The organism is Pseudomonas sp. 15C (assembly GCF_055484735.1).
On record NZ_JBUDGD010000002.1, the window covers coordinates 221,033 to 242,184 of the forward strand.

19 protein-coding genes are annotated in these 21,152 nt (G+C 62.2%); 11 read left to right on the plus strand and 8 right to left on the minus strand.

The genetic code is table 11. The features are described 5' to 3' along the window. Positions 1-87 precede the first annotated feature (87 nt). The 6 genes from ACYYKW_RS02445 to pilG form a co-directional block, all read right to left on the minus strand. Positions 88-558 carry a chemotaxis protein CheW gene (locus tag ACYYKW_RS02445; protein ID WP_464989327.1) on the minus strand — a complete coding sequence of 157 codons (471 nt, stop codon included), beginning with the start codon at positions 556-558 and terminating at the stop codon, positions 88-90. Continuing rightward, positions 551-6,472, minus strand: coding sequence for a hybrid sensor histidine kinase/response regulator (locus ACYYKW_RS02450; protein ID WP_464989328.1), 5,922 nt, complete (start codon positions 6,470-6,472; stop codon positions 551-553). The genes ACYYKW_RS02445 and ACYYKW_RS02450 overlap by 8 nt, the downstream gene beginning before the upstream one ends. A gap of 11 nt (positions 6,473-6,483) precedes the next feature. Further along, complete coding sequence (locus ACYYKW_RS02455) at positions 6,484-8,532, minus strand: methyl-accepting chemotaxis protein (RefSeq protein WP_090287125.1); 2,049 nt, start codon at positions 8,530-8,532, stop codon at positions 6,484-6,486. Between the two features lie 143 nt (positions 8,533-8,675). Next, positions 8,676-9,215, minus strand: coding sequence for a chemotaxis protein CheW (locus ACYYKW_RS02460; protein ID WP_090287127.1), 540 nt, complete (start codon positions 9,213-9,215; stop codon positions 8,676-8,678). Between the two features lie 10 nt (positions 9,216-9,225). Continuing rightward, complete coding sequence (gene pilH / locus ACYYKW_RS02465; RefSeq protein ID WP_039757553.1) at positions 9,226-9,591, minus strand: twitching motility response regulator PilH; 366 nt, start codon at positions 9,589-9,591, stop codon at positions 9,226-9,228. 60 nt (positions 9,592-9,651) lie between these two features. Then, positions 9,652-10,056, minus strand: coding sequence for a twitching motility response regulator PilG (gene pilG / locus ACYYKW_RS02470; protein ID WP_090287129.1), 405 nt, complete (start codon positions 10,054-10,056; stop codon positions 9,652-9,654). 225 nt (positions 10,057-10,281) lie between these two features. On the opposite strand from pilG, the gene gshB reads away from it, so the two are divergent. The 7 genes from gshB to ACYYKW_RS02505 all read left to right on the plus strand — a co-directional run bounded on the left by gshB (position 10,282) and on the right by ACYYKW_RS02505 (position 16,396). Further along, entirely contained in the window at positions 10,282-11,253 is a 972-nt protein-coding gene (gshB, locus tag ACYYKW_RS02475; protein ID WP_090287131.1) for a glutathione synthase, read from the plus strand. A gap of 153 nt (positions 11,254-11,406) precedes the next feature. Further along, positions 11,407-12,306: an energy transducer TonB gene (locus ACYYKW_RS02480; RefSeq protein ID WP_090288664.1), complete on the plus strand. Its 900-nt coding sequence runs from the start codon at positions 11,407-11,409 to the stop codon at positions 12,304-12,306. A gap of 193 nt (positions 12,307-12,499) precedes the next feature. Beyond that, positions 12,500-13,072 (plus strand): YqgE/AlgH family protein, encoded by a 573-nt coding sequence (locus tag ACYYKW_RS02485; RefSeq protein ID WP_090287133.1) that lies wholly within the window; start codon positions 12,500-12,502, stop codon positions 13,070-13,072. Then, the gene (gene ruvX / locus ACYYKW_RS02490) at positions 13,072-13,509 is read left to right on the plus strand and encodes a Holliday junction resolvase RuvX (RefSeq protein ID WP_041476809.1); all 438 of its coding nucleotides are present in this window, start codon (positions 13,072-13,074) and stop codon (positions 13,507-13,509) included. The genes ACYYKW_RS02485 and ruvX overlap by 1 nt, the downstream gene beginning before the upstream one ends. 80 nt (positions 13,510-13,589) lie before the next feature. Then, positions 13,590-14,096 carry a bifunctional pyr operon transcriptional regulator/uracil phosphoribosyltransferase PyrR gene (pyrR, locus tag ACYYKW_RS02495; protein WP_464989329.1) on the plus strand — a complete coding sequence of 169 codons (507 nt, stop codon included), beginning with the start codon at positions 13,590-13,592 and terminating at the stop codon, positions 14,094-14,096. A 27-nt stretch (positions 14,097-14,123) separates the two neighbouring features. After that, positions 14,124-15,128 (plus strand): aspartate carbamoyltransferase catalytic subunit, encoded by a 1,005-nt coding sequence (locus ACYYKW_RS02500; RefSeq protein ID WP_007913665.1) that lies wholly within the window; start codon positions 14,124-14,126, stop codon positions 15,126-15,128. Then, positions 15,125-16,396 (plus strand): dihydroorotase, encoded by a 1,272-nt coding sequence (locus ACYYKW_RS02505; protein WP_336356896.1) that lies wholly within the window; start codon positions 15,125-15,127, stop codon positions 16,394-16,396. The genes ACYYKW_RS02500 and ACYYKW_RS02505 overlap by 4 nt, the downstream gene beginning before the upstream one ends. 93 nt (positions 16,397-16,489) lie before the next feature. Here ACYYKW_RS02505 and ACYYKW_RS02510 read toward each other — a convergent pair whose 3' ends face one another. Next, complete coding sequence (locus ACYYKW_RS02510; protein ID WP_464989330.1) at positions 16,490-16,924, minus strand: NINE protein; 435 nt, start codon at positions 16,922-16,924, stop codon at positions 16,490-16,492. 248 nt (positions 16,925-17,172) lie between these two features. Between ACYYKW_RS02510 and ACYYKW_RS02515 the strand changes: the two genes are divergently transcribed. Further along, entirely contained in the window at positions 17,173-17,790 is a 618-nt protein-coding gene (locus ACYYKW_RS02515) for a C40 family peptidase (protein ID WP_090287140.1), read from the plus strand. A gap of 137 nt (positions 17,791-17,927) precedes the next feature. On the opposite strand, the gene ACYYKW_RS02520 is transcribed toward ACYYKW_RS02515, so the two are convergent. After that, the gene (locus ACYYKW_RS02520; protein WP_090287143.1) at positions 17,928-18,962 is read right to left on the minus strand and encodes a type IV pilus twitching motility protein PilT; all 1,035 of its coding nucleotides are present in this window, start codon (positions 18,960-18,962) and stop codon (positions 17,928-17,930) included. Between the two features lie 56 nt (positions 18,963-19,018). Here ACYYKW_RS02520 and ACYYKW_RS02525 point away from each other — a divergent pair, with 56 nt between their 5' ends. Genes ACYYKW_RS02525 through ACYYKW_RS02535 form a run of 3 tightly spaced genes read left to right on the plus strand, consistent with a single transcriptional unit; the run spans position 19,019 to position 21,149 of the window. Further along, positions 19,019-19,705 (plus strand): YggS family pyridoxal phosphate-dependent enzyme, encoded by a 687-nt coding sequence (locus ACYYKW_RS02525; RefSeq protein WP_464989331.1) that lies wholly within the window; start codon positions 19,019-19,021, stop codon positions 19,703-19,705. Positions 19,706-19,728: 23 nt separating this feature from the next. After that, a complete protein-coding gene (gene proC / locus ACYYKW_RS02530) occupies positions 19,729-20,547 on the plus strand; it encodes a pyrroline-5-carboxylate reductase (RefSeq protein WP_093097457.1) in 819 nt (272 codons plus the stop codon). 11 nt (positions 20,548-20,558) lie between these two features. Next, positions 20,559-21,149 carry a YggT family protein gene (locus tag ACYYKW_RS02535; RefSeq protein ID WP_090287149.1) on the plus strand — a complete coding sequence of 197 codons (591 nt, stop codon included), beginning with the start codon at positions 20,559-20,561 and terminating at the stop codon, positions 21,147-21,149. Positions 21,150-21,152 lie beyond the last annotated feature (3 nt).

The window sequence follows — 21,152 nt, forward strand, 5'->3', positions numbered from 1 at the left end:
TGGTATCCGAATTCGGTGTACCACACAAAACCCTGTGGGAGCTGGCTTGCCAGCGATGAGGCCCGTCTGAGCATCACCCATTCTGGATCAGTGAACCAGCCCCGCCTCCACCAACAACTGCTCCAGCGCCAACAGATCCGGGACCTTCGCCACCTGTTCGCCGACCTGCACCGCCGCCCGTTCCAGCCCGCACAGCGGCACGTCGACATAACTCAACTGGCTGTCGAGCTTGTACGAGCGCGGGATGCCCTGCACCAGCAATGCGATGAACCTGAGCTCCGGCAACCCGCCCAGCGCATTCAAGATCACAATCCGTACGCGCTCGCCGATGACGATTTTCTGCCCGCACGCTGACTCGAAACTGATCAGCGGGATCTGCCGCTCGCGCCAGGTCACCCGCCCCAGATACCACGGTGGCGTGTCGAGGTCGAAGGCGCTGGCCTGGTAGTCGATCAGCTCGGCGACGGCGACGTTGGGCAGGATCAGATTGCGGTCCGCCAGCGGCAACAACAGGCCGGTGAGCTGGCTGCTGCGCAGCGAGTGGCCTTGTTCATGCATGTCTGTTGCTCCAGTGGGCAATGCTTTCGAGCAGTACCGATTCCTGATACGGCTTGCCGAGGTAATCGTTGACGCCGATGGCCATGGCGCGGTCGCGGTGTTTCTGGCCGGTGCGCGAGGTGATCATGATGATCGGCAGGTGCTGCAGGCGTTCATCGCTGCGCACTTGCGTGGCGACTTCGAAGCCGTCCATGCGCGGCATTTCGATGTCGAGCAGCATCACGTCAGGCAGGTGTTCTTCGAGCAGCAGCATGGCGTCGACGCCGTCCTTGGCGGTCAGTACGTTCATGCCGTGGCGTTCGAGCAAACGGCTGGTGACCTTGCGCACCGTCACCGAGTCGTCGACCACCATCACCAGCAGCGGTTTCTGTGGTTCGCTGTCGAGGTCGCTCAGGGCTGGCGGCTGCGCCACCCGTGCCTGCATCGCGCGGATCGGTGCGAGCAGATCGAGAATCAGCACCACCCGGCCATCGCCGAGAATCGTCGCGCCGGACACGCCCTGCAACGCGGCGAACTGCGGGCCGAGGCTCTTCACCACGATTTCCCGGGTGCCGGCCATCGCGTCGACCAGCACGGCGATGCGCCGGTCGTTGCAGTGCACCAGCAGCACCGGCAGCGGCAGATTCTGCCCGAGCAGTTTCGGCCGTGGCGCGGTTTTCAGCAGCTCGCCGAGGTAGCACAGTTCATAGGTCTGCCCGGCGTAGTGATAGCGCGGCGGGTCCTGACGAAAGTGCCCTTCCAGATCATTCGGTAACACGCGCACGATGCCTTCGATGGTGTGCAGCGGAATCGCGTATTGATCCTCGCCGCACTGCACCATCAACGCACGGTTGACCGATACGGTGAACGGCAGCCGGATACGAAAATGCACGCCCTGCCCCGCCACCGAATCGATGCTCATGCTGCCACCGAGCTGACGCACCTCTTCGTGGACCACGTCCATGCCGACGCCGCGCCCGGAAATCTGGGTGATCTTTTCCGCCGTGGAAAACCCCGGCTGCAAGATGAACTGCAACACGTCTCGGTCGCTGATCTCCGCATCCGGGGCGAGCAGTCCGCGTTTGATCGCCTTGCGCCGCACCGCTTCCAGCGGCACCCCGGCGCCGTCATCACGAATATCGAAAACGATGTCGCCGCCTTCTCGGGACAGGTCAAGCGTGATCCGCCCCTGCGCCGGTTTGCCTGCCGCGAGCCGCACTTCGGCGGACTCCAGACCATGGTCGACGGCGTTGCGCAGCATGTGTTCCAGCGGCGCGGCCATGCGTTCCAGCACGTTGCGATCCATCTCGCCTTCGGCGTTGCCGACCACGAAAGCGACGTCCTTGTGCAGCTCTTCGGCAACCTGGCGGACGATGCGTTTGAGCCGCGGCAGCATGCGCTCGAACGGCACCATGCGCGTGCGCATCAGGCCTTCCTGCAATTCAGTGTTGACGCGCCCCTGTTGTTGCAACAGGTTCTCCGCGTCGTGGTTGCGCCGGTCGAGGGTTTCCTTGAGATCGAGCAGGTCGGACGCCGACTCGAACAAGGCCCGCGACAGTTGCTGCAACTGTGAATGGCGATCCATTTCCAGCGGATCGAATTCTTCGTAGCCGAGGCGTTCGCCGTCGACTTGCTGGCGGCTGAGAATCCGCCCCTGGGTTTCGGTGTCGAGGCGGCGCAATTGATCGCGCATGCGCTCGATGGTGGTTTCCATCTCGTTCAGCGCGACTTGCGCGTCGTTGACCTGCTGCTCGATGCGGCCCCGGAAGATCGAAGTCTCGCCGGCCAGATTCACCAGCTCATCGAGCAGTTCGGCGGAGACCTTGACCATGTCCGCACCGGCCTCGGCGGGCGCCGGCGTCGGTTCGGTTTTCGCTGGCAATGGCAGTACTGGCGGCGCTTCGGCACTCAGTGGATGGCTGAAATTCTGTATCGCATTGATCAAGCGGTCCGCCGGTGGACATGGCTGCCCGGCGCGCACCCCGTCGAGCATTTGCGCGAGCCGGTCATGGCCACGCTGCACCAGAGCGAACAGCTCTGCCGACGGCTGCAAGGCGCCGGAGGACAGGCTTTCGTAGAGGTATTCGAGTTCGTGGGCGAGGTCGCCGATCGGGCCGATCTCGACCATCCGCGCGCCGCCCTTGAGGGTGTGCAGGTCGCGCAACAGGGTTTCCACTTCCTGGCGGTTGCCGGGCTCGGCCTGCCAGCGCAGCAGCGCAGCGCCGGAGCTTTCGATGATGTCGAAACCTTCTTCGAGGAAGATTTCCAGCAATTCCGGATCGTGGCCGCCGCTGTCAGGGTCGGCGCTGGCTGTCGGCGTTTCGCTGGAGCTCGCGCCATGGCGCGCCTGGCGCAGCGCTTCGATCAAGGCCTGCGCCGGTTCCAGCGCTTGCCGGGCTTGCAGTTGCTCGACCAGCAACGCCAGACGCTCATGGCCGTTGAGCAGCAACTGCGCCAGCGCGCTGCTGTGGCTGAAACGCCGATCAGCCAGACCTTCGTAAAGGTTTTCCAGTTCTTGCGCGAGGTCGCCGATCGCCTCGACCTCGGCCATCCGCGCACCGCCCTTGAGGGTGTGCAGGTCGCGCTGCAACGACGACAGCGGTGCACCGTTATCCGGTTCGCTGAGCCAGCGCTGCAAGGCCTGGCCGGCGCTGTCGAGAATGTCGATGGCCTCTTCTATGAAGATCTCGACGATTTCGTCGTCCGCCGCCAGCGGCGCGGCAGATTGCTGCAATTCGGCGGTGGCGCTGCCCAGTTCGCGGATGCTCAGGGTGCGGCTGCCGTCGCTGCGGATCAGGCCCATGGACGAAGGATCAAGGCTTTCATCGAGCAATTCATGCAGTGCACGCACCCGCTCGGGCTGCGGGGTGATTTCCTGGCCGGCGGCCAGTTCGTCGAGCATGTTGATCAGCGCTTCATGGGCCTGCTGCGCTTCGTGGAAAAACCGCTCGCTGACCGCCAGGCTGCTTTCTTCGACGGCGCCGTACAGGTCGAGCAACGCCTCGCAGAGCACGTCGACCGACAGCAGATCGGCCAGATGCGCGCCTTCGCCGAGGGTCGTCAGTTCATCGAGCAAGGCGCTGAGTTCCTGGCGCTCGCCGGGATGCTGCTGCCAGCGCTGCAATAGGCTTTCGGCGTCGAGCAGGATATCCATGCCCTGAGCGAGAAAGTTGTTGATCAATTGCGGATCACGCTTGACCCGCAGGCCGGTGTCCGGCGCATCGAGGATCGACGCCAGTCGCTCGGCGAGCAGCGTTTGCGCACGTTTGATCAATGATTGCGCACCGACAATCGGCGCCAGCGGATCGTGCTTGAGCTGGCGCAGGCCAACGCGCAAAAGACCTTCGGCTTCCAGCAGCAATTCGACCTCGTCGAGGTCCAGCGGCAGCTGGTGCGCTTTGAATTCGCGGGCCAGTTGATCGAGTGGCGCGGCGAGTTCGGCAATCGGCACCACGCCGGCCATCGACGCGCTGCCCTTGAGCGTGTGCAGGGCGCGTTGCAATTCGTCGCTGGCTGGCAGCGGCACATGCTCGGCCGCCTGGTCGAGGAAGCGGTTGAGGCTGGCGAGGTGGGTTTCCGCTTCTTTACGGAAAATCTCCAGCAGCAGCGGATCGAGCGCGGCGACATCGTCAACGTCTTCGGCGGCCAGCGGCTCGTCGCCCTTGGCCAGCGCGTGGGCACGCGCGGCCAGTTGATCGACATCGCTGCGCTGACGCTGGCGCTGCGTGGCGAATTCGCTGATCAGCTCGGGCAGCAACAAAACGGTGTCGGTGAGCAAGCGCTGCACCACCGAGCCCGGCTCGACGCTTTGCTCCAGCACTCGGTTGAGCAGGTTTTCCACCGCCCACGCCAGTTCACCGAGGATCAGCGCGCGTACCATGCGCCCGCTGCCCTTGAGCGTATGAAAGGCCCGGCGCAGTTCGCTCAGCGCTTCGCGATCCTGTGGATCGGCGCTCCAGCGCGGCAGGTATTCGTGCAAGACCGCGAGCACTTCGTCGGTCTCTTCGAGGAACACCTCGCGCAGCTCATCATCGACCGGGTCTTCATCGGCGGGCGGCGGCAGCAGGCTACCGGGGGTGCTGCGTGCCGGCGGGTTGACCACCGAAACCGGACTGGCGAGAACGTCGGCCAGCGATTGCACGACCTCTGGATCATTCAGCGTTTGCAGATCCTGCATCACCAGTGCTTCACCGGGGCTGAGCACCTCATCGAGCACCGGCACCTGCTGCTCTCCTGGCGCATCGTTGGCGTGATCGTCGGGGAAGAAACCGAGGCTGGCGAGGCGCTTCTGCGCCACGTCCAACAGTTGTTCGCCCGGCGCCAGCGGGTCGTCGCCCCAGCGCTCGAGATAATATTCGAGGCTGCTGATGACATCGGCGAGCGCGTCCAGTTGTTGCCAACCCGGCTCGTGCGGATCGAGCAGAAGATGTTCACGGATAAAACCGTTGCACGCCTCGATGAGACTCGCCGCCCGGCTCAAGGCAATCATCGCCAGCGCACCGCGCACCTGCGTCAGCAGCGCCGGCAACGCTTGCAGTTGCTGGCGATCCCAGTCGGCGTCGATGTAGTCGACGATCATGTCCTTGGCCTGTTGCAGGCAGATGCGCGCTTCCTTGATCACGATCTGGTGAATCTGCGTCAGGTCGGTGGTCGGCAGCTGTGCGTCTTCTGCACTTTCGGTTTCAACGGTGCCGACCATCCCCGCCAGGGTCGCTTCGACGTAGAGCAAGGCGCCGGCGACATCCATCAGGATCGCGTCGTTCGGTTCGCGCTGGCCCTGCGCCAGGCTGAGCACCACCGCCAGTTGGTCGATGATGACCTTGCGCGGCTGGCCGAAGCCGAGCACCGCGAGGGTGTCGGCAATCTGCCGCAGTGGCGCGAGCAGGCTGTCCAGATCTGCTGTGTGCTGACGGTCGCTGCGCACGAACAGGTCGAGGCGTTCCTTGACCCGCACCAGTTCTTCGCACAGCGCCGTGAGTACCGAGCGCATCGCATCGCGATCGGGCCCGGCCAGGCGTGCGCGTTCTTCATCGACCATTGCGCTGTCAGGCAGCGCGTCGTCCAGGGAGTAGTGATCTTTCATGGTCAGCATCTGCCCGGTGGGATGTTCGGCTTTGGCAATATAGAACAACAGGCTTTTCAGCAGCTCCGGCGGCGCGGGCTGGTTGAGCCCGGCCATGCCTTGTTCGAGCAGGCGCTTGAGCTGTTTGTCGGCATCCTTGAACAGGCTGCGCAGTGCCGGGCTGTTGGCGATGACGCCTTCGCGCATGCCTTCGACCAGCGCCGCAGCGACCTGCCACAACGGACTCAGCGGCGAATCGCCGCTCAGCGCCTCGAGACGGCTGAAGACTTTTTCCAGATAACCGAGGTGAGTCGGGTCATCCTGCTCGCGCAGCAAACCGACCAGCGCCATTTGCAGGGTCTGGCGCAGTTTGCGCAGCACGTTCGGCAGGTCAGCCGGTTCCAGTTGCGCCAGCGCCGGCGCGCTGAGCGGCGCCAGTTCGGGCAATTGCGGACTGAACAGGCTGGTTTCCGACAGCAGACTTTCGCCACGGGCACTGCGCAGATCATTGATCAGCGGCAGCACCACCAACGGCAGGTCACGCCGCGCGTTCTGCACACGGTCGAGGTAGATCGGCAACTGCCCGAGGGCCTGCAGCAACAGGTGCAGGGCTTCATCGCGGTGATTGACGCGGTCGTGTTGCAGGGCTTCGACCAGCTGCTCCATTTCTTCGGCGAGCAGCGCGGCGCCGTAGAACTCGATCATCTGCAAACTGCCGTGCACCTGATGGACATAGTCCAGGCACTCGTCGAGTCCCGGAAAAGCCTGCGGATCATCCAACACCGCTTCAATCGCCTGATGCGCCTGCTTCAGCGTATCGGCGATCGCGCCTTTGACCCATTCGAGGGCCACATAGTCGTGCCGGACACCCATAACCACTCCACTCACGCTTTGTCTGTCGCCGCCGGCAAGGTGAATCCGGACACCGAACGCCGCAGCTGGCTGGCCATTTTCGTCAGGTTGCCGATGCTCTCGGCGGTGGCGGTGGAGCCAGACGAGGTCTGCGAGGTGATCTGCTGGATCACGTTCATCGTAAGCGAGATCTGCCCGGCCGAAGACGTCTGCTGCTGCGCCGCGTTGGAAATGCTCTGGATCAGCGCCGCGAGGGTTTTCGACACGCCTTCGATTTCTTCCAGGGCCACACCGGCATCCTGCGCCAGTCGCGCGCCGCGCACCACTTCGGTGGTGGTCTGCTCCATCGAGATCACGGCTTCGTTGGTGTCGGTCTGGATCGCCCGCACCAGGGTTTCGATCTGCCGGGTTGCGGCGGACGAGCGTTCGGCCAGGCGCTGCACTTCATCGGCCACCACAGCAAAACCGCGCCCGGCATCACCGGCCATCGACGCCTGAATCGCCGCGTTGAGCGCAAGAATGTTGGTCTGGTCGGCGATGTCGTCGATCAGGCTGACGATGTCGCCGATTTCCTGGGACGACTCGCCCAGACGCTTGATGCGCTTGGCCGTGTCCTGAATCTGTTCGCGAATGTTGTCCATGCCGTGGATGGTGTTGTGCACCACCTCGTTGCCCTTGTTGGCGATTTCCACCGAGCGTTCGGCAACCGCCGACGACTCCGCGGCGTTGGCCGAGACCTGATCGATCGATTGCGCCATGTCGTTGATCGCCGTCGAGGCTTCGGAGATCTGCTGGGCCTGATGCTCCGAGGCCTGTGCCAGGTGCATGGCAGTGGCCTGGGTTTCCTGCACGGCGGCGGCGACCTGGCCGGCGGTGAGGTTGATGGTCGCGACCAGATCGCGCAACTGGTCGACGGAATAGTTGATCGAGTCGGCGATGGTGCCGGTGAAGTCTTCGGTCACGGAAGCAGTGACGGTGAGGTCGCCGTCAGCGAGGTCTTCGATTTCATCGAGCAGGCGCATGATCGCGTTCTGATTACGCTCGTTCTTTTCGGCGGTCTCGCGCAGCTGCCGGTTGGTTTCGCGGACCATCACCAGGCCGATGAGGATGATCGAGGCCAGCGCCAGCAAGCCGAGCACGTAACCGCCGATGGTGTCGGTGTTGCGCCCGCCGGCAAGGTTTTCGAAACGGGTGGCCAGGTGCGAGGCTTCGTCGAGCAGGGTTTGCGACAGCGAGAAGATATTGGTCGCCGACTCGCGCACCTTGAACAGCTCGGGTGAGGTTTCGAGGATTTCATCCACTGAGCCTGAGACGAACTGGAACAGCTCGGAGATTTCACTCAGCCGCGCACGCGCATCGCGGTCTTCGACCTGAGTGATCTTCAACGCCGGATTGCCCTGCAGCATGCCGTTGAGCACCTGGCCGAACCGGGTTGCATCACGACCAAAAGCATCGGCGGCCTGCTGCGAGTTTTCGTCACCGGCCAACACCGTGTTGACAGCGCCGAGGATGCGTTCGGCCAACAGCGACTGACGCTGGGCCATCGCCACTTGCGCTGCCGGCGCACCGCGTTGCAGGAGAATTTCAACGACCTTTTCGTATTCGATCTGCAATTGCGGCACGGTTTCCGCCAGGGTCGCGGCGACCTGATGCAGTGACAGCACGGTTTGTTCGCTGGAAAGAATCGCGTCGGTGTTTTTCAGCAGGCGTTCCCAGTCCAGCTGCACCGCGCGCATTTCCGGGCGCACGGTGGCCGGTGCCGGTGGCAGGCCGGTATTCGGATCGCCTTTTTTCAGGTAACCCCAGCGCTGGGCGAAATCGTTGCGCGCATCGCTGAGCAGCTTGAACGCCGCGGCCTTGCCGGCAGCGGCTTCGGTGGCGTTCTTGGCGATGCGTTGCGACAGCACGCGCAGCTCACCGGCGTGGCCGATGTACTGTTTGTCGTAGTTCGCCTGGGTGTTGAGGTAGGCGAAGTTGGCGAACAGCAGCATGATGAACACGATCAGCGCGATGAACAGCACGATGATCTGCGCGCGGCTGCGCGACGCTTCTGCCGACTTGCCTGTTTTTGCTGTTGTCATCGGTCCTCGCCTGTCTGAAGCCTACCGAAGCACCTGTGGGAGCCAGCCTGCTGGCGATTGAACGATAACGCGGTGTGTCTGATATACCGCGCTGGCTGAATCGCCAGCAGGCTAGCTCCCACAGGGGATCTGTGTTGTTGCAGCTATATTGCGACGCTCATGAACACCGGCGATTTCGCCAGGGCAAACAGGCTGAACACCCGCCAGTTCTGCTCGCGGCGGAAATAGCCTTTGACGAATTCGGCCTTCGAGCCCTGGCGCTTGCTGATCGACAGCGGTTCGAAGCTGTGCTGATCAAAATGCTGCAGACCGATGACCTCGTCGACCATCACCCCGGCAAACACGTCCTCATGCTCCACCACCAGCACCCGCCGCTGTTTGCGCAGTGGCGACAGCTCATGGCCGAAGAAACCGCACAGGTCCATGATCGGCAGCAGCCGCCCGCGCAGATTGGCCACGCCCTTCACCCACGGTTTGACCCCGGGCAATTGGGTGAAGCGCGGCTCGTGCAGCACTTCGCTGACCTCGCCCATCGGCGCCACATACCAGTGCTCGCCGAGGCGAAAACCGATGCCGCTCCAGCGCTCTTCGCGTGCCGCTTGCGACGGCAGGTCTGCCGCCAGCAAACGGCAGCGCTGGTCGATCTGCCAGAGCAATTCGAACGCAGTCAGCGATTCGCTCATGATTGCGCAATCAGCCTTTGAGTACGTTGTTCAGGGTCTTGATCAGGGTGTCTTCGTCGACCGGTTTGGTCAGGTAGTCCTTGGCGCCCTGGCGTGTGCCCCAGACCTTGTCGGTTTCCTGATCCTTGGTGGTGATGATGATCACCGGGATGTGCGCTGTGTCAGCGTCCTTGGTCAATTGGCGGGTCGCCTGAAAACCGTTGAGGCCGGGCATGACGATGTCCATCAGCACCGCGTCGGGTTTTTCCTGGCGGGCCAGGGCCACGCCATCGGCGCCGTTCTCGGCCTTCAACACTTCGTGGCCGTGCTTTTCGAGCATGCCGGTCAGTTTGTACATTTCGGTCGGCGAATCATCGACGATCAGGATACGTGCCATGGTTTTCCCCATTTTTCTTGTCGACGCCCGGCCCGCTGGCCGCGTGTCTCTGAACCTTTGTTACTGCGACACAACGGCGGCGAAGCCCGGAACATGGGCCTGGATCGCGCTGAGCAGTTCTTCCTTGCTGAACGGTTTGGTCAAAAACTGATCGGAGCCGACGATCCGCCCCTTGGCCTTGTCGAACAGCCCGTCCCTGGAAGACAGCATGATCACCGGCGTGGCCTTGAAGGCGCTGTTGTTCTTGATCAAGGCGCAGGTCTGATAGCCATCCAGACGCGGCATCATGATGTCGACAAAAATGATCCCGGGATGGTGGTCGGCGATCTTCGCCAGTGCGTCGAAACCATCGATGGCGGTGATCACTTCGCAACCGACATTCTTCAGCAATGTTTCGGCGGTGCGGCGAATCGTTTTCGAGTCGTCGATCACCATGACCTTCAAGGCGCTGGACTGCTGTTCCATAAGAGGGCTCTACCGTCGCCTTTGCGAATCAATTTGTCCGTTTTGCACTCAATAATGGCCTCAAACCCTTGATACCCAAGGGTCGGCGCGCTCTGCCAGCCTTTTTAGCACAGTCTCCAGATGCAATCTATCGACGGGTTTTTCCTTGACCGAAAACCCGCCCGGCGCCACTCTGGCGGCACTTTTTCAATACCGATCCGGTAGCCAATTTTCGAGGAAAACCCAATGAGCGTTCGCGTCGGGATTGTCATGGACCCTATCGCCAGCATCTCCTATAAAAAGGATAGCTCGCTGGCCATGCTGCTGGCGGCGCAGAAGCGCGGCTGGGAACTGTTCTACATGGAACAGAAGGATTTGTATCAGGCCGAAGGTCAGGCGCGGGCGCGCATGGCGCCGCTGAAAGTCTTCGCCAACCCGGAAAAATGGTTCGAACTGGACGCCGAGCAGGACAAGCTGCTGAGCGACCTGGACGTGATTCTGATGCGCAAGGATCCGCCGTTCGACATGGAGTTCGTCTATTCCACCTACCTGCTGGAACAGGCCGAAGCCGCCGGCGTGCTGGTGGTGAACAAGCCGCAGAGCCTGCGCGACTGCAATGAAAAACTGTTCGCCACGCTGTTCCCGCAGTGCACGCCGCCGACCATTGTCAGCCGTCGCCCGGACGTGCTGCGCCAGTTCGCCGATCATCACGGCGACGTGATCCTCAAGCCGCTGGACGGCATGGGCGGTTCGTCGATCTTCCGTCACACCGCCGGCCACCCGAACCTCTCGGTGATCCTCGAAACCCTGACCCTGCACGGCAAGCAGCAGATCATGATTCAGGGCTACCTGCCGGCCATCGTCGATGGCGACAAGCGCATCCTGATGATCGACGGCGAGCCGGTGGATTACTGCCTGGCGCGGATTCCGGCCCTCGGCGAAACCCGTGGCAACCTCGCCGCTGGTGGTCGTGGCGAAGCCCGTCCGCTGACCGACAAGGACCGCTGGATCGCCGCTCAGGTCGGCCCGACCCTGCGCGAGAAAGGCCTGCTGTTCGTCGGTCTGGACGTGATCGGCGAGCACCTGACCGAAATCAACGTCACCAGCCCGACCTGCATCCGCGAAATCGACAATGCCTTTGGCACCGACATTGGCGGCATGCTCATGAATGCTATCGAAAGCAAGCTGCAAGCTTCGAGCCGCAAGCCTCAAGCTTAAAGACAGGCGGCAAGCTCTTAACTTGCAGCTTGCAGCTCGAAACTTGCAGCTGCCCCTGTGCAGCTTGTCGCTTGAAGCTTCAAGCTTGCAGCTAAAAACCAACATTGCGTTATCATGCCGGGCCCATGAAAACGCGATGTTGGTTTTTCTGTAATGACCCTCCCGTCCGATCTGCCCGCTGAACTCGCCCATCGTGGCGTGCGCCCGGCCGATCGCCTCGGCTTTACCCTGTTTCTGGCGGCGCTGATTCATTTGGCGCTGCTGCTCGGTGTCGGCTTCAGCATGGTCGAGCCGAAACAGATCAGCAAAACCCTGGAAATCACCCTCGCCACGTTCAAGAGCGAAAAGAAGCCGGAGAAGGCTGATTTTCTCGCTCAGGAAAACCAGGAGGGCAGCGGCACGCTGGACAAGAAGGCGTTGCCCAAGACCACCGAAGTGGCGCCATTCCAGGACAATCAGGTCAAGAAGGTCACCCCGCCGCCGGCCGCCAAGCCCGCAGTGCCCGAGGCCGCGCCCAAGGCTGCGGTGACCACCGTCGCGCCGCAGCCGAAAAAGGCCCCGACCAAGAAGGAAGAGCGCAAGACCGAGGTCAAACCGACCGTCGACGCGCCGGAATTCGACAGTTCGCAGCTGTCCAGCGACATTGCCAGCCTCGAAGCCGAACTGGCCAGGGAACAACAGCTGTACGCCAAACGCCCGCGCATCCACCGCTTGAGCGCCGCCTCGACCATGCGCGACAAGGGCGCCTGGTACAAGGACGACTGGCGCAAAAAGGTCGAGCGCATCGGCAACCTCAACTACCCCGAAGAAGCCCGGCGCAAGCAGATCTACGGCAACCTGCGCCTGATGGTCTCGATCAACCGCGACGGCTCGTTGTACGAAGTGCTGGTACTGGAATCCTCCGGCCAGCCGCTGCTGGATCAGGCCGCGCAGCGAATCGTCAGGCTGGCGGCACCGTTTGCGCCGTTTACCGGCGATCTGTCGGATGTCGATCGTCTGGAAATCATCCGCACCTGGAAATTTGCTCGCGGCGACAAACTCTCGAGCAATTGAATACACCATAAAACCCTGTGGGAGCGGGCTTGCCCGCGATGGGGCCGGCACATCCAACATCTATGGCGACTGACCTGACGCCATCGCGGGCAAGCCCGCTCCCACAAGGATCAGCAATGCTCGCAGTTTTTTGCAGCACTACCCAGACATCTCGACCTTGTCAGTTCGCCCCTCGAACGCCACACTAGCGCACATGAAAAACGTCAGCCCCAGCTACCTCAAGCATCACTTCCTGATCGCCATGCCGCACATGGCCGACCCGAACTTTGCCCACACCTTGACCTACATCGTCGAGCACACGGCCAATGGCGCGATGGGGCTGGTGGTCAACCGACCGCAAGAGTTGAGTCTGGCCGACATCCTCGAGCAATTGCGCCCGGACATCGAGCCGCCAGCACTGTGCCAGCACGTACCGATCTTCATCGGCGGCCCGGTGCAGACCGATCGCGGTTTTGTCCTGCATCCCGCCGGCCAGACTTTCCAGGCCACCGCGCAACTGGACGGCGATCTGGCCTTGTCGACCTCGCAGGATGTGCTCTTCGCCATCGCTGACGGCGTCGGCCCGGCAAAAAGCCTGATCACCCTCGGTTACGCCGGTTGGGAAGCCGGGCAACTGGAAGCCGAACTGGCCGATAACGCCTGGCTGACCTGCCCGTTCAACGCCGACATTTTGTTCAACACCAGCAGCGAATTGCGCCTTGAAGCAGCGGCGCGGCATCTGGGCATCGATCTGAACCTGCTCACCAGCCAGGCGGGTCACGCCTGATGGCCCTGCGCCTGATTCTCGGCTTCGACTACGGCACCAAACAGATCGGCGTCGCGGTCGGCCAGGTGATTACCGGCCAGGCCCGCGAGCTGTGCACGTTGAAAGCGCAAAATGGCGTGCCGAACTGGGATCAGGTCGAAGCGTTGATCAAGGAATGGAAACCCGACGCCGTGGTGGTCGGCCTGCCGTTGAACATGGACGGCACGCCCAGCGACATGTGCGTGCGCGCGGAGAAGTTCGCCCGGCGCCTGAATGGCCGCTACAACCTGCCCTTCTATACCCACGACGAGCGCCTGACCACGTTCGAAGCCAAAGGCGAGCGCCTGGTGCGTGGCGGCCAGAAAGGCAGTTACCGCGACAACCCGGTGGACGCCATCGCCGCCGCCCTGCTGCTGCAGGGCTGGCTCGATGAAAACACTGCATTGTTTGAATCCTGACAAGCGCTTCGGCGCTTTTCTTTTGGTTATAAACCGGGCCTGTCCGGCAGGACGCGGCCCGGATTCACGAAGGAGCAACCATGAGCCTGCCCAATCCCGCCGATCTGATCAGCCAGATGGTGACCCGCCTCAAGGCGCACCTTGCCCAGCGTGACATCAGCGAACCGCGTTACATCGGCATCCGCACCGGCGGCATCTGGGTCGCACAGGCGCTGCTCAAGGAACTGCGCAGCGATGCGCCACTGGGCACGCTGGACGTTTCCTTTTACCGCGACGACTTCAGCCAGAACGGCCTGCACCCACAAGTGCGCCCGTCCGCCCTGCCCTTCGAGATCGAAGGCCAGCATCTGGTGCTGATCGACGATGTATTGATGAGCGGCCGCACCATCCGCGCCGCAATGAACGAACTGTTCGATTACGGCCGCCCGGCCAGCGTCACGCTGGTCTGCCTGCTGGATCTGGACGCCGGCGAGCTGCCGATCCGCCCGAACGTGGTCGGCGCCACCCTGACGCTGGCCGCCCACCAGCGCGTGAAGCTCTCCGGCCCCGAGCCGCTGGCCCTCGAACTGCAAGACCTGACCCTTTAATCCGCCCTATTGAGAGTCCCCTTCGCGATGACGCCTCTAGATACCAAGCGCCCGCTGCAGCTCAATGATCAGGGCCAGCTGCGCCACTTCCTCTCGCTCGACGGCCTGCGCCGCGAGTTGCTGACGGAAATCCTCGACACCGCCGACTCGTTCCTCGAAGTCGGCGCCCGGGCGGTGAAGAAAGTCCCGTTGCTGCGCGGCAAGACCGTGTGCAACGTGTTCTTCGAAAACTCCACGCGCACCCGCACCACCTTCGAACTGGCGGCCCAGCGGCTGTCGGCAGACGTGATCACCCTGAACGTCTCGACCTCGTCGGCCAGTAAAGGCGAAACCCTGCTCGACACCCTGCGCAACCTCGAAGCCATGGCCGCCGACATGTTCGTCGTGCGCCACGGTGATTCCGGCGCGGCGCACTTCATCGCCGAACATGTCTGCCCGCAGGTGGCGATCATCAACGGCGGCGACGGCCGCCACGCCCACCCGACGCAAGGCATGCTCGACATGCTCACCATCCGACGGCACAAGGGCGGTTTTGAAAACCTTTCGGTGGCGATCGTCGGCGACATCCTGCATTCGCGGGTGGCGCGCTCGAACATGCTCGCGCTGAAAACCCTCGGTTGCCCGGACATTCGCGTAATCGCGCCGAAAACCCTGCTGCCGATCGGCATCGAGCAGTACGGCGTCAAGGTCTACACCGACATGACCGAAGGCCTGAAAGACGTCGACGTGGTGATCATGCTGCGCCTGCAGCGCGAGCGCATGACCGGCGGCCTGTTGCCGAGCGAAGGCGAGTTCTACCGCCTGTTCGGCCTGACCACTGCGCGCCTGGCCGGAGCCAAACCCGATTGCATCGTCATGCACCCGGGGCCGATCAACCGTGGCGTGGAAATCGAGTCTGCCGTGGCCGACGGCCCGCACTCGGTGATTCTCAATCAGGTCACTTACGGCATCGCCATCCGCATGGCCGTGCTGTCCATGGCCATGAGCGGGCAGACCGCGCAACGTCAATTCGAGCAGGAGAACGCCCAGTGAAGCTCAGCATCCTCGGCGCACGCGTCATCGATCCTGCCAGCGGGCTGGATCAAGTCACCGACATTCACGTTGAAGCCTGCAAGATCGTCGCCCTCGGCGCGGCGCCCGCCGGTTTCACAGCCGTCGAAACCATCGATGCCAGCGGTCTGGTTGCCGCGCCTGGGCTGGTCGACCTGAACGTCGCCCTGCGCGAGCCGGGCTACAGCCGCAAGGGCTCGATCGTCAGCGAAACCCGCGCCGCCGCGGCCGGTGGCGTGACCAGCCTGTGCTGCCCGCCGCAGACCAAACCGGTGCTCGACACGTCGGCAGTGGCCGAGCTGATTCTCGACCGCGCCCGCGAAGCGGGCAACACCAAGGTGTTCCCGATCGGTGCGCTGAGCAAGGGCCTGGACGGCGAGCAACTGGCCGAACTGGTGGCCTTGCGTGACGCCGGTTGTGTGGCCTTCGGCAACGGTCTGGAGAGCTTTCGCAACACCCGCACCCTGTGCCGGGCGCTGGAATACGCGGCGACTTTCGACCTGACGGTGATTTTCAACTCACAGGACCACGATCTCGCCGATGGCGGCCTGGCTCACGAAGGCGCAGTGGCGAGTTTCCTCGGCCTGCCAGGGATTCCGGAAACCGCAGAAACCGTGGCCCTCGCCCGCGACCTGCTGCTGGTCGAGCAGACCGGCGTGCGTGCGCACTTCAGCCAACTGACCAGCGCCCGCGGCGTCGCCCTGATCGCCCAGGCTCAGGCCCGTGGTTTGAAGGTGACGGCGGATGTGGCGCTGTATCAGTTGATTCTGACCGACGAAGCGCTGATCGACTTCAGCAGCCTCTATCACGTACAGCCACCGCTGCGCACCCGCGCTGACCGCGATGGCCTGCGCGAGGCGGTGAAATCCGGCGTGGTCTCGGCGATTTCCAGCCATCACCAGCCCCACGAGCGCGACGCCAAACTGGCGCCGTTCGGCGCGACCGAGCCGGGCATCAGCAGCGTCGAACTGCTGCTGCCGCTGGCGATGACCCTGGTTGCGGATGGCTTGCTCGATCTGCCGACCTTGCTCGCGCGACTGAGCGCAGGCCCGGCCGAGGCGCTGCGCTTGCCGGCGGGCAAGCTGGCGGTCGGCGGCGCGGCGGATATCGTCCTGTTCGATCCACAGGCATCGACGGTCGCCGGTGAACGCTGGCTGTCGAAGGGCGAGAACTGCCCGTTCATTGGCCACAGTCTGCCGGGTGTGGTGCGCTATACGTTGGTGGATGGGCGGATCAGTCACCAGGCTTGATACCGCGTTGCTCCAATCGCCAGCAGGCTGGCTCCCACACTGGATCTGTGAACGCCACAAATCCCCTGTGGGAGCCAGCCTGCTGGCGATGACTTATTGAAAAGCGCCGCGATTCTGCGCGTTACGCACCGACACCTGATCATTCAACGTCCAGAAGTCATACAGCACACCCAGAAAGAACAACCCGCCGGTCAGCAGGTACACCAGGCCGCTGATCCACTTGCCCTGGTACATCCGGTGCACGCCGAGCGCACCGAGGAATGTCAGCAGAATCCACGCCACGTTGTATTCGATCGGCCCGGCCGCGAAGCGCAGATCTGCTTCACGATCCATCGCCGGGATCAGAAACACGTCGATGAGCCAGCCAATCCCCAGCAAACCAAAGGTAAAAAACCAGATCGTCCCGGTGACCGGCTTGCCGTAATAAAAGCGGTGGGCACCGGTGAAACCAAAGATCCACAACAGGTAGCCGATGACTTTGCTGTGAGTGTCTTTTTTCTTCACGCGGGGTAGCTGATAGCTGTTCATTAAGACCTCATTGCACTCGATAGATAAATATTCTTCATTTCATTGTGACTTTTTTACAGGCTGCCGACGTATGGCAAATGTTACCGTTGCTAGCGCGAACCCCTTGTAGAACCTGACTTCTGTCGGACAATTGCGTACTTTTTGAGCGTTTTTGGTTCCGTAGCCAGCCGAATGAATCGATGAACGGCCTCGGAGCGGCAAAAAAAGCTGTTATAAAGTTGCGCGCTATCACTCAAGAGCCACGCCTAATGCGACCATTTTTCAAGACATGGCTAACCATCTGCCTGTTAATGCCACTGGCCGCCCACGCCACCAATCGTGAGCAACGTCTTCCCAACGTCAACGGCTTCACCCCTAAATCCCATGCTTCGGCTCCTTCGAGCAAAAGCAGCAAGAGCAAAACCACCACGCTGAGCAGCAAGAGCCACAGCAAGCTGGTGCCACCAATGGCGAGCAAAGAAAGCAGCAATGTGCTCAGCCGTGCGGTAAACGTCCTCGGTACACCCTATCGTTGGGGCGGCAGCAGCCCAAGTAAAGGTTTCGATTGCAGCGGCCTGGTGAAATACGCGTTCAACGACGCCACTTTCGACCTGCCACGCACCTCCAACGCCATGGCCAGCGGTCACGGCGAGAAAGTCGAGCGCAAGGATCTGAAACCGGGCGATCTGATTTTCTTCAATATCAAGAGCCGTCGGGTCAACCACGTGGCCATCTACCTGGGCAACGACCGCTTCATCCACGCCCCGCGCCGCGGTAAAGCGGTGAGCATCGACACGCTGAACAAGCCGTATTGGCAGAAGCATTACGTCGTCGCCAAGCGGGTATTGCCGAAAGAACAAGGCCAGTTGCGCGTAGTTCAGCGCTGATCTGACACTTGCATCGCCCGTGCCGGCCTCATCGCGAGCAGGCTCACTCCTACATTGATCGCGTCCCTTCAGTTGGCATACCGTCAATGCAGGAGTGAGCCTGCTCACGATAGCGCCGGCAGGCGCGCCTCAGCTCTTCAGAAATTATCGGGGGTGCGCGCTTTCTCCCGTGCACTCTCGCGACTGATCAAGCCCTTGGTCACCAACTCCTTCAGGCACATATCGAGTGTCTGCATGCCCAACGACCCACCGGTCTGAATCGCTGAATACATCTGCGCGACCTTATCTTCGCGGATCAGGTTACGAATCGCCGCAGTGCCTAGCATGATTTCATGCGCCGCCACTCGTCCGCCGCCGATCTTCTTGATCAGCGTCTGCGAGACCACCGCCAGCAGTGATTCCGAGAGCATCGAACGGACCATCGACTTCTCGTCGCCGGGAAACACATCGACCACGCGGTCGATGGTCTTCGCCGCTGAGGTCGTGTGCAATGTGCCGAACACCAGATGCCCGGTCTCGGCAGCGGTCAGCGCCAGGCGAATGGTTTCCAGATCGCGCATCTCGCCAACCAGAATCACGTCCGGGTCTTCACGTAACGCTGAACGCAACGCGGTAGCGAAGCTGCGGGTATCACGATGCACTTCGCGCTGATTGATCAGGCATTTGCGCGATTCGTGGACGAATTCAATCGGGTCTTCAATGGTCAGGATGTGATGGTGACGGTGGGTGTTGAGGTAATCGATCATCGCGGCCAGCGTGGTCGATTTGCCCGAGCCGGTCGGCCCGGTGACCAGCACCAACCCGCGCGGTGCGTCGGTGATCTTGCGGAAGACGTCGCCCATGGCGAGGTCTTCCATGCTCAGCACCTTTGAAGGAATGGTACGGAACACCGCGCCGGCGCCACGGTTCTGGTTGAACGCATTGACCCGGAACCGCGCCACACCGGGGACTTCGAAGGAAAAGTCGGTTTCCAGATGTTTCTCGAAGTCGACCCGCTGGGTGTCGTTCATGATGTCGTAGATCAGCTCGTGCACCTGCTTGTGATCCAGCGCCGGCAGATTGATCCGCCGCACATCGCCGTCAACGCGGATCATCGGCGGCAACCCGGCCGACAGGTGCAGGTCGGAAGCGCCCTGTTTGGCGCTGAAGGCCAGCAGTTCAGTGATATCCATAGCGTCCCTCAATTCCAGTAGAATGCCGCGAACCTACAGACCGCCGGCGCCTCTTGATGTCCACGATAGCAGACAACATCGCCCTCGTTAGTTCACGCATTCAGGCCGCGACGGCTGCTGCCGGGCGTGCCGAAAACAGCGTCCAGCTATTGGCCGTGAGCAAGACCAAACCCGCCGAAGCCCTGCGCGAAGCGTATGCCGCTGGCCTGCGTGACTTCGGCGAGAACTACCTGCAGGAAGCCCTCGGCAAACAGCTGGAACTGGCCGACCTGCCCTTGATCTGGCACTTCATCGGCCCCATTCAATCGAACAAGACTCGCGCCATCGCCGAGCATTTCGACTGGGTGCACTCCGTGGATCGCCTGAAAATTGCTCAACGCTTGTCCGAACAACGCCCGGCCGAGTTGCCGCCGCTGAATATCTGCATCCAGGTCAATGTCAGCGGCGAAGCAAGCAAATCGGGCTGCACCCCGGCCGACCTGCCAGCGCTGGCCGCGGCCATCAGCGCACTGCCGCGGCTGAAACTGCGCGGACTGATGGCGATTCCCGAGCCAACCGATGATCGCGCCGAGCAGGATGCCGCTTTTGCTGCCGTGCAGCGTTTGCAGGCGAGCATCGACCTGCCGTTCGACACACTTTCGATGGGCATGAGCCACGACCTCGAGTCGGCCATTGCGCAAGGCGCCACCTGGGTGCGGATCGGTACCGCGCTGTTTGGCGCCCGAGATTATTCCCAGTCTTGAACGTTTCCAGATAAGGACCACACATGAGCAACACACGTATTGCGTTTATCGGTGCGGGCAACATGGCGGCCAGCTTGATCGGCGGCCTGCGCGCCAAAGGTCTGGAAGCGGCGCAGATCCGCGCCAGCGATCCGGGCGAAGAAACCCGCGCCAAGGTCAGCGCCGAACACGGCATCGAAACCTTTGCCGACAACGCTCAGGCGATCGACGGCGTCGATGTCATCGTGCTGGCGGTCAAGCCACAGGCGATGAAAGCCGTCTGTGAGGCAATTCGCCCGAGCCTGAAATCCGATCAACTGGTGGTGTCGATTGCCGCGGGTATCACCTGCGCAAGCATGACCGCCTGGCTCGGCGAACAGCCGATCGTGCGCTGCATGCCCAACACCCCGGCGCTGCTGCGTCAGGGCGTCAGCGGTTTGTACGCGACCAGTGAAGTGACCGCCGAGCAGCGTCAGCAAGCCGAAGAACTGCTGTCTGCCGTCGGCATCGCCTTGTGGCTGGAGGAAGAACAGCAACTGGATGCAGTGACCGCGGTGTCCGGCTCCGGCCCAGCGTATTTTTTCCTGCTGATCGAGGCCATGACCGCCGCTGGCGTCAAACTTGGCCTGCCAAAAGAAATCGCTGAGCAACTGACCGTGCAGACCGCCTTGGGCGCCGCGCACATGGCAGTTTCCAGCGAAGTCGATGCAGCCGAACTGCGCCGCCGCGTGACCTCGCCCAACGGCACCACGGAAGCTGCAATCAAATCATTCCAGGCTGGCGGCTTCGAAGCGCTGGTTGAAACCGCACTCGGCGCCGCCGCGCACCGCTCGGCCGAAATGGCCGAACAACTGGGCAAATAAAGGAGCCTTACATGATCGGATTGAACACCGCAGCGGTTTACGTGCTGCAAACCCTCGGCAGCCTGTACCTGCTGATCGTGCTGCTGCGCTTTGTCCTGCAACTGGTACGAGCGAATTTCTACAATCCGCTGTGCCAGTTCATTGTCAAAGCCACCCAGCCGCTGCTCAAACCGCTGCGCCGGATCATCCCGAGCCTGTTCGGCCTCGACATGTCGTCGCTGGTGCTGGCGATCCTGGTGCAGCTGCTGCTGATGGCACTGACCCTGCTGCTGACCTACGGCACCACTGGCAACCCGCTGCAATTGTTGATCTGGTCGCTGATCGGCGTCACCGCGCTGTTCCTGAAGATTTTCTTCTTCGCCCTGATCATCAGCGTGATCCTCTCGTGGGTAGCACCGGGCAGTCACAATCCGGGCGCTGAACTGGTCAACCAGATCTGCGAGCCGGCGCTGGCACCGTTCCGCCGTTTCCTGCCGAACCTGGGCGGTCTGGACCTGTCGCCGATCTTCGCCTTCCTTGCGCTGAAGCTGATCGACATGCTGGTGATCAACAATCTGGCGGCGATGACGATGATGCCGGAGATTCTGCGTTTGCTGATGTGAGGT